The following is a 7,485-nucleotide window of genomic DNA, read 5'->3' as shown; positions in this document are numbered from 1 at the left end:
GTCCTGATTTAAATTTAATCCACTATACAAAAAGGTCGTCTGAAACCCAACTTTCAGACGACCTTCTTTCTAATCCCATCTACTTCATCGCAGCCTTCAACGCAAACGCTGCCAGCAGTGCGCCGAAGCGGTATTTGCGCGGAATGGCGAGTCCTGCCGTTTTATACAGCAGGCTTGTCTGCGTCAGCTCGTTGCCCAAATCCAGCAGCTTCATCAGCGTGTCCGACTTGCGCTCTTCCTGTTCCTTCAATTTACGCTGTTTCAAATACGATGCCTCAATCCTCAGGCGGACGAGTTTGGCTTCCAGTTGCAGCAGTTCGCGTGCTTCATCGCGTTCCGTTTTATTCATCGCCCCCTCCTTCCTGCATATCTTGACCGCGCAGGCAGGCGATGTCTGCCCGGATGTCCTGCAAGGTTGCCGCGATTTGGTTGTTTTGGCTGCGCCAGTCTTTTGACACTTTACCGAACAAAATTGCAATGACAATTAGGCTGAGGGCGGTTATCCCGAAAAATACCCATATAGCCGCGGTATCCGACAACGCGCGGTTTAGTCCAAAAAGCAGGCTGATGAATGCAATCAGCAGCAATATGCCCGATACGACCAGCCATATGATGATGCGGAACACGTTTTCCGCCTGCTCCGCCAAATCCAGATTCAAAATCTGCAACCGCAGCAAAAGCAAATCGATACCTTGATTCAGCAGCGTTTTCGTATGTTCGATATTTTGTCTGATACCCATATTCCGATTTCCCTGATTGCTCCGAAACGGACAATCCGAAGGCTTTGGGGTCGTCTGAAACCTTTGCCGCCCCTCATAAGCAAACGCCGCCGGAACAAGACTTCTAAAAATCGTGTCCGGACGGCATTCCTGTTTGACCGATTATCGGCGGTTCAGCAAGACGCCGACGACCAAGCCTGCCAGTGCAGCAAAGCCCATTGCGTAATAAGGTTTGTCGTGTACGGCTGCATCGGCTTGGCGTGCGCCGCGTTTGATGCGGTCACCCGCTTCTTCTCCAAACTCGGCAAAGCGTTTTTTGCCTTCTTTGAAACGCTCTTCTGCCAATTCTTCAAATTCGTCGTATTTTTCGCGCGCGCGGTCGGCATGATGTCTGATGCGCTCGCCTGCTTCGTCTTCAAAACGATACAAACGCTCTTTGGCGGCTTCGAGTTTTTCCTGCAATTTGGCTTTGGCTTTTTTACCTTCTTCCGAGCCGGCTTCCACGCCTTTGGTGTACAGCTCTTCGACATCGTTCATTACATCTTGAATGTCTTTCAACAAAGCTTCTTTGCGGGATTCAAAATCATGTTTTTTCATTACCTTCTCCTTGATGTCCATATGGGTGAAATAACAGATTATTCATCTGTTAACTGATTATAACCCCTTTACACTTCTTCTCAAGTCAATTCGGCTAAAGTTGGTTTGAAAACATGTAAAGATTAACGCTAGAGATAAAAAGGTCGTCTGAAAACCTGTTTCCAAGTTTTCAGACGACCTTTCGGTTTTTCAGTCAAAACGACTAAGCGTTATTACGCCAAGCCTTTTGCTTTCAACACTTCCAGCATGGTGCTGCCCAATTCGGCAGGGCTGCGGGTGTAGGCGATGCCGGCTTTTTCGAAAGCGGCAAATTTTTCTTCCGCAGTACCCTTGCCGCCGGAGATAATCGCACCGGCGTGGCCCATGCGTTTGCCTTTAGGAGCGGTAACACCTGCGATGTAACCTACAACAGGTTTGGTTACGTTGGATTGGATGTATTCGGCTGCTTCTTCTTCCGCAGTACCGCCGATTTCACCGATCATGATGATGGCGTCGGTATCTGGGTCTTCTTGGAAGAGTTTCAGCGCGTCGATTTGGTTCATACCCGGAATCGGGTCGCCGCCGATACCGATACAGGTTGATTGACCCAAGCCCAGTTTGGTAGTTTGTGCCACGGCTTCGTAAGTCAATGTACCGGAACGGGAAATGATGCCGATACGGCCAGGTTGGTGGATATGGCCCGGCATAATGCCGATTTTGCACTCGCCCGGAGTAATCACGCCCGGGCAGTTAGGGCCGACCAAACGTGTGCCGTTGCCGTTGGTTTCCAAATAGCGTTTGGCTTTGAGCATGTCCAGAGTCGGCACGCCTTCGGTAATCACAACCACCAAGCCTACGCCGGAATCAACGGCTTCAACGATAGAATCCAACACAAACGGAGCCGGAACGTAAATCACGGATGCGTCCGCGCCGGTTTCTTTAACGGCTTCTTTCATGGTGTTGAACACGGGCAGGTTCAGGTGGGTTTGGCCGCCTTTGCCCGGGGTAACGCCGCCGACGACTTTAGTGCCGTAAGCCAGAGCTTGTTCGGAGTGGAAAGTACCGTTTTTACCGGTGAAACCTTGAACCAATACTTTGGTGTCTTTATTAATCAATACGCTCATTCTTTTCTCCTTAGGCGTTTACGGCTGCGACAATTTTTTCGGCTGCGTCATTCAGGCCGTCGGCGGAAGTCAGTTTCAGACCTGATTCGTTCAGGATTTTCGCGCCGAGTTCGGCGTTGTTGCCTTCCAAACGGACAACGACAGGAACGTCAACGTTGATTTCTTTAACGGCTGCCACAATGGCTTCCGCAATCATGTCGCAACGGACGATACCGCCGAAGATGTTGATCAATACGCCTTTGACGGATTTGTCTTCGAGAATCAGTTTGAACGCTTCAACCACGCGCTCTTTAGTCGCGCCGCCGCCTACGTCGAGGAAGTTGGCAGGTTGGCCGCCTTTGAGTTTGATGATGTCCATGGTTGCCATCGCCAAACCTGCGCCATTCACCATACAGCCGATGTTGCCTTCCAGCGCAACGTAGTTCAGGTCGAATTCGGAGGCTTTCAGCTCGCGTTCGTTTTCTTGAGATTTGTCGCGCAATTCGGCGATTTTCGGCAGGCGGTAGAGCGCGTTGCTGTCGATACCGATTTTGCCGTCCACGCAGGCCAGCGCGCCGTTTTCGCGGACTGCCAGCGGGTTCACTTCAAACAGAGCGAAGTCGTTTTCGACAAACGCTTTGTACGCGCCGGTCATCAGTTTGACGAACTCGTTGATTTGTTTGTCTTTCAAGCCCAGTTGGAACGCCACTTCACGCGCTTGGCAAGGTTGCAGGCCGACCAGCGGGTCAACGGTTACTTTGAAGATTTTTTCAGGGGTTTCGGCGGCAACTTTTTCGATTTCCACACCGCCTTCGGTCGAAGCCATGAACGTAATGCGACGGGTAGAACGGTCGACCACCGCGCCCAAATACAGCTCGGTTTGCACCGGATACATGTCTTCGCAAACCAAAACGCTGTTGACCGGCTGACCGTTGGCATCGGTTTGATAAGTAACCAGATTGGTACCAATCAGGCTTTCTGCCACTTCTTTGGCTTCTTCACGGCTTTTGACGACTTTTACGCCGCCCGCTTTACCGCGTCCGCCTGCGTGGACTTGGGCTTTGACGACAGCAAATTTGCCGCCCAGTTTGTCGTAAGCGGCTGCGGCTTCCTCGCCGTTGTGTGCCAAAATACCGCCTTGCACAGGCAAGCCGTAGCCTGCCAGCAGTTCTTTAGCCTGATACTCGTGTAGATTCATGGATTTCTCCTTTAGATTAGTGGAATGCCCTGAGACTGCCCATAAATGGCAACCCCGTGCGTTTCAGACGACCTTTCGGCGGTCGGAAAATCGTCGTTTCACTTGCTGAACGGCAACCACATCCGCGCAAGCAGATACATGATTGCGCCGCCGCCCCCGAGGATAAAAAAGACGATGCCTTTTTTACGCGAATTCGGGCAGAGCAGGTAAACGGCAAGGCTGAAACTGATAAACAACAATGCCACGCGCCAAACCAATTCTTTGTCTTTGAAGCGGTTGAGCGTATAAGTTTCGGTCATCATCACATACATTTGCCACAACGCGGCCATACACATGCTGATGATGCCCATCGGTATAAACAGGATACCGATTACTTCTTTATTCATAATCAAATGCTGTCTGTGAATGTGTCGCCGATTATATAGTAGATTCTGCTTAAATCGTCATTCCGGCCAGGGAACAATAGCAACTGATACGCTCTATTTTCTCTCTATACCTATCGGAACATTGCTTCCGAACATTCATCTTTCCGAAAAGGTCGTCTGAAAAAGTTTCAGACGACCTTTTATGCTTTACTTGACCTCATCAGCCGTGCAAAGCGCGTTTGTCGGCGGCCAGTGCGGCTTCGTGAACCACTTCGGACAAGGTCGGATGGGCATGAATGATGCGGGCGATGTCTTCGCTGCTGGCGAAGAATTCGAGCGCAGTGACGCCTTCAGTAACCAATTCGCTGACGACCGGACCGATCATGTGTACGCCCAAGATGCGGTCGGTTTTGGCATCTGCCAACACTTTGACCGTACCTTTGGCTTTACCCATTGCCAACGCGCGACCGTTTGCGCCGAAGCCGGAAGTGCCTTTTTTGTATTCCACGCCTTCGGCTTTGAGCTGCTCTTCGGTTTTACCGACCCAAGCGATTTCGGGATCGGTGTAAATCACGAACGGTACGCTGTTGAAGTCGATATGCGGTTTCTGTCCGGCGATGCGCTCGGCAACAGCAACGCCTTCGTCGCTGGCTTTGTGCGCCAGCATCGGGCCGCGAACCACGTCGCCGATTGCCCAGACATTAGGCAGGTTGGTGCGGCATTCGCCGTCCACTTTGATAAAGCCGCGCTCGTCTTTTTCCAAGCCGACGGCTTCGGCGTTCAAGCCTTTAGTATTCGGAATACGGCCGATGGCGACGATGAGTTTGTCGAAGACTTCGGTTTTGGCTTCGCCTGCGGCAGTTTGGTAGGCAACGGACACGCCTTTGCCTTCAGATTTGATGTCGCCGATTTTCACGCCCAGTTCGATGTTCAGGCCCTGCTCTTTGGTGAAATATTTGAAGGCTTCTTTGGCGATTTGCTGGTCGGCGGCGGCAAGGAAAGTCGGCATGGCTTCGAGGATGGTGACCTGCGAACCGACGCGGTTCCACACCGAACCCATTTCCAAACCAATCACGCCCGAACCGATAACGCCCAGTTTGGCGGGCACTTCGGTCAGGTTCAATGCGCCTTCGTTGTCCAAAACGTTTACATTGTCGATGGCAACCTGCGGCAGCGGACGCGGCACGGAGCCGGTCGCTACGATGACGTGTTTGGCTTCGATAACGGTTTTTTCGCCTTTGTTATCGACTTCGATTTGGTAGGCATCGCCGTTTTTGCCGGCAAATGAAGCCGTACCGAACAGGCTGGTTACTTTGTTTTTTTGGAACAGGAATTTCACGCCACCGGTAAGCTTGGTTACGATAGCGTCTTTGCGCGCAATCATTTTCGCCGCGTCGAATTTGATGTCGCCGACGCTGATGCCGTGTTCGGCAAAATCATGCTGCGCAGCATGGAAATGTTCGCTGGATTGCAACAGGGCTTTGGAAGGAATGCAGCCGACGTTCAGGCAGGTACCGCCCAGCGCGGGCGCGTCGCCTGCTTTGTTGACGCCTGCATCGACACAGGCGGTTTTGAAACCCAGTTGGGCGGCGCGGATGGCGGCAACGTATCCGCCGGGACCTGCGCCGATGACTACTACATCGTATTGAGACATGTGAAAAATCCTTTGTTGTTTGATATTTTTGCCGCAGGAAAACCTTCAGCAAAAGTTTATCCACTATATTTTGCATGAGAGGTCGTCTGAAAACGCGGCTTCAACAAAATTAAAACTTATTCTGCCTTTTTCAGAGTGCGAAGCCTGCTCACAGGCACGACCTATTCAAATTTCAGCCCGATTGGTTCGGACGCATCAGCGGCGGCAGGAATGCGGACTGTATTCCCTGACTTCCTGTCCGGTAAAATTGTTGTAAACGCGCACGGTAGCGTGCGGATAACGTTTGCACAAAACGCTGCGGGCGACGGGAATGCCTGCTTTGTTGCTGTCCATTTCAAAACGCTTGTTCAACATTCTGCCGCGCGCATCATAAGCGTTGACGGAATATTCCTTGCCTTCGAATGCGGCACACGCGCCAAGCAGGGAAACGACAGCCAAAAGCGGAAACAGGGAGATGGGTTTCATGGATACGCTCCTATGGATTTTCAAGCGTTTGCTTCTGCACGAAAAATGGCAGCAACAAACTTTCTCCCTTAGATTTCAAACATCCTGCTGTTTTCAGACGACCTTTTTCGTTTCAAGGTCGTCTGAAAGCCAGTAAGCAGCCCGATTTCAAACTGCTCTGTTTTTATCCGCTTTATATCCCTTTGGCGGCGTTTACAGATCCAACAACAGGCGTGCCGGATCTTCCAGCGCGTCTTTGATGGCAACCAAAGTCAGCACGGCTTCGCGGCCGTCGATGATGCGGTGGTCGTAAGAGAGTGCCAGATACATCATCGGACGGACGACAACTTGGCCGTTTTCCACGACTGCGCGCTCTTTGGTCGCGTGCATACCCAAAATGGCGGATTGCGGCGGATTGATAATCGGGGTGGACATCATTGAACCGAACGTACCGCCGTTGGTAATACTGAACGTACCGCCGGTCAAATCTTCCAGCGCGATTTTACCGTCTTTGGCTTTTTTGGCGTAATCAACGATGGCTTGTTCGATGTCGGCAATACTCATTTGGTCGGCATCTCGCAGAATCGGAACGACCAGACCGCGCGGGCTGCCGATAGCGATACCGATGTCGAAGTAACCGTGATAAACGATGTCGCTGCCGTCAACGGAGGCATTGACCACCGGATATTTTTTCAGCGCGGCAACGGCTGCTTTGACGAAGAAAGACATGAAGCCGAGTTTGACGCCGTGTTCTTTCTCGAATTTTTCTTTGTATTTCGCACGCAAGTCCATGATGGGTTTCATGTTGACTTCGTTGAACGTAGTCAGAATCGCGTTTTCTTGTTGCGAAGCCAAGAGACGTTCGGCAACACGGGCGCGTAGGCGGCTCATCGGAACGCGTTGTTCCGGACGTGCACCCGCGGGAACAGGTGCAGGTACAGACGCGACAGCGGGTGCGGCAGCAGGTTTGGCGGTAGCGTTTTGCACGTCTTCTTTCAAGACGCGACCGTCACGACCGGAACCTTGCAGCGCGTTCACATCCACGCCGGTTTCGGCTGCCAGTTTGGCGGCAGCAGGCATGGCGGCATTGGTTTGCGCAGCGGCGGGAGCGGCTTCAGGTGCAGGCGCGGCGGCTGGGGCTTCAGCAGAAGCGGAAGCGGTTGCTGCGGTGTCGATGCGTGCCAATACTTGTTCGGCGGCAACGGTTTCGCCGTTTTGGGCAATGATTTCAACCAATACACCGGCTTGTGGGGAAGGTACTTCCAAAACCACTTTGTCGGTTTCGATGTCAATCAGGATTTCGTCGCGCGCTACGGCTTCGCCGACTTTTTTCTTCCATTCCAAGAGCGTGCCTTCGGATACGCTTTCGGACAGCATGGGTACTTTTACATCAATAATCATTTTGTGTCTCCGGATGGTCGTTGGT

9 protein-coding genes are annotated in these 7,485 nt (G+C 52.0%); all 9 read right to left on the bottom strand.

The features are described from left to right. Positions 1–79: 79 nt before the first annotated feature. The 9 genes from HMPREF3066_RS11665 to odhB all read right to left on the bottom strand — a co-directional run bounded on the left by HMPREF3066_RS11665 (position 80) and on the right by odhB (position 7,460). Positions 80–349, bottom strand: a complete 270-nt coding sequence (locus HMPREF3066_RS11665; protein WP_003755528.1) for a hypothetical protein — start codon at positions 347–349, stop codon at positions 80–82. Continuing rightward, entirely contained in the window at positions 342–740 is a 399-nt protein-coding gene (locus HMPREF3066_RS11660) for a phage holin family protein (protein ID WP_070443059.1), read from the bottom strand. Before HMPREF3066_RS11660 ends, HMPREF3066_RS11665 begins: the two co-directional genes overlap by 8 nt. Positions 741–881: 141 nt before the next feature. Further along, positions 882–1,316 carry an ElaB/YgaM/YqjD family protein gene (locus HMPREF3066_RS11655; protein ID WP_003764337.1) on the bottom strand — a complete coding sequence of 145 codons (435 nt, stop codon included), beginning with the start codon at positions 1,314–1,316 and terminating at the stop codon, positions 882–884. Positions 1,317–1,528: 212 nt separating this feature from the next. Beyond that, positions 1,529–2,419: a succinate--CoA ligase subunit alpha gene (gene sucD / locus HMPREF3066_RS11650; RefSeq protein ID WP_003755541.1), complete on the bottom strand. Its 891-nt coding sequence runs from the start codon at positions 2,417–2,419 to the stop codon at positions 1,529–1,531. Positions 2,420–2,429: 10 nt separating this feature from the next. Further along, positions 2,430–3,596, bottom strand: a complete 1,167-nt coding sequence (sucC, locus tag HMPREF3066_RS11645; protein ID WP_003741782.1) for an ADP-forming succinate--CoA ligase subunit beta — start codon at positions 3,594–3,596, stop codon at positions 2,430–2,432. A gap of 98 nt (positions 3,597–3,694) precedes the next feature. Beyond that, positions 3,695–3,982: a hypothetical protein gene (locus HMPREF3066_RS11640; protein WP_003755543.1), complete on the bottom strand. Its 288-nt coding sequence runs from the start codon at positions 3,980–3,982 to the stop codon at positions 3,695–3,697. A 199-nt stretch (positions 3,983–4,181) separates the two neighbouring features. Further along, complete coding sequence (lpdA, locus tag HMPREF3066_RS11635; RefSeq protein WP_016687976.1) at positions 4,182–5,615, bottom strand: dihydrolipoyl dehydrogenase; 1,434 nt, start codon at positions 5,613–5,615, stop codon at positions 4,182–4,184. 195 nt (positions 5,616–5,810) lie between these two features. Further along, positions 5,811–6,080, bottom strand: coding sequence for a hypothetical protein (locus HMPREF3066_RS11630; RefSeq protein ID WP_009312043.1), 270 nt, complete (start codon positions 6,078–6,080; stop codon positions 5,811–5,813). 192 nt (positions 6,081–6,272) lie between these two features. Beyond that, the gene (gene odhB / locus HMPREF3066_RS11625) at positions 6,273–7,460 is read right to left on the bottom strand and encodes a 2-oxoglutarate dehydrogenase complex dihydrolipoyllysine-residue succinyltransferase (RefSeq protein ID WP_049224490.1); all 1,188 of its coding nucleotides are present in this window, start codon (positions 7,458–7,460) and stop codon (positions 6,273–6,275) included. Positions 7,461–7,485: the final 25 nt, after the last annotated feature.

The sequence above is a fragment of the Neisseria sp. HMSC03D10 genome (genome assembly GCF_001807625.1).
Classification (GTDB): domain Bacteria; phylum Pseudomonadota; class Gammaproteobacteria; order Burkholderiales; family Neisseriaceae; genus Neisseria; species Neisseria mucosa.
Note: the sequence above shows the minus strand (reverse complement) of the source record. Positions and strands in the feature narration are given on the sequence as shown.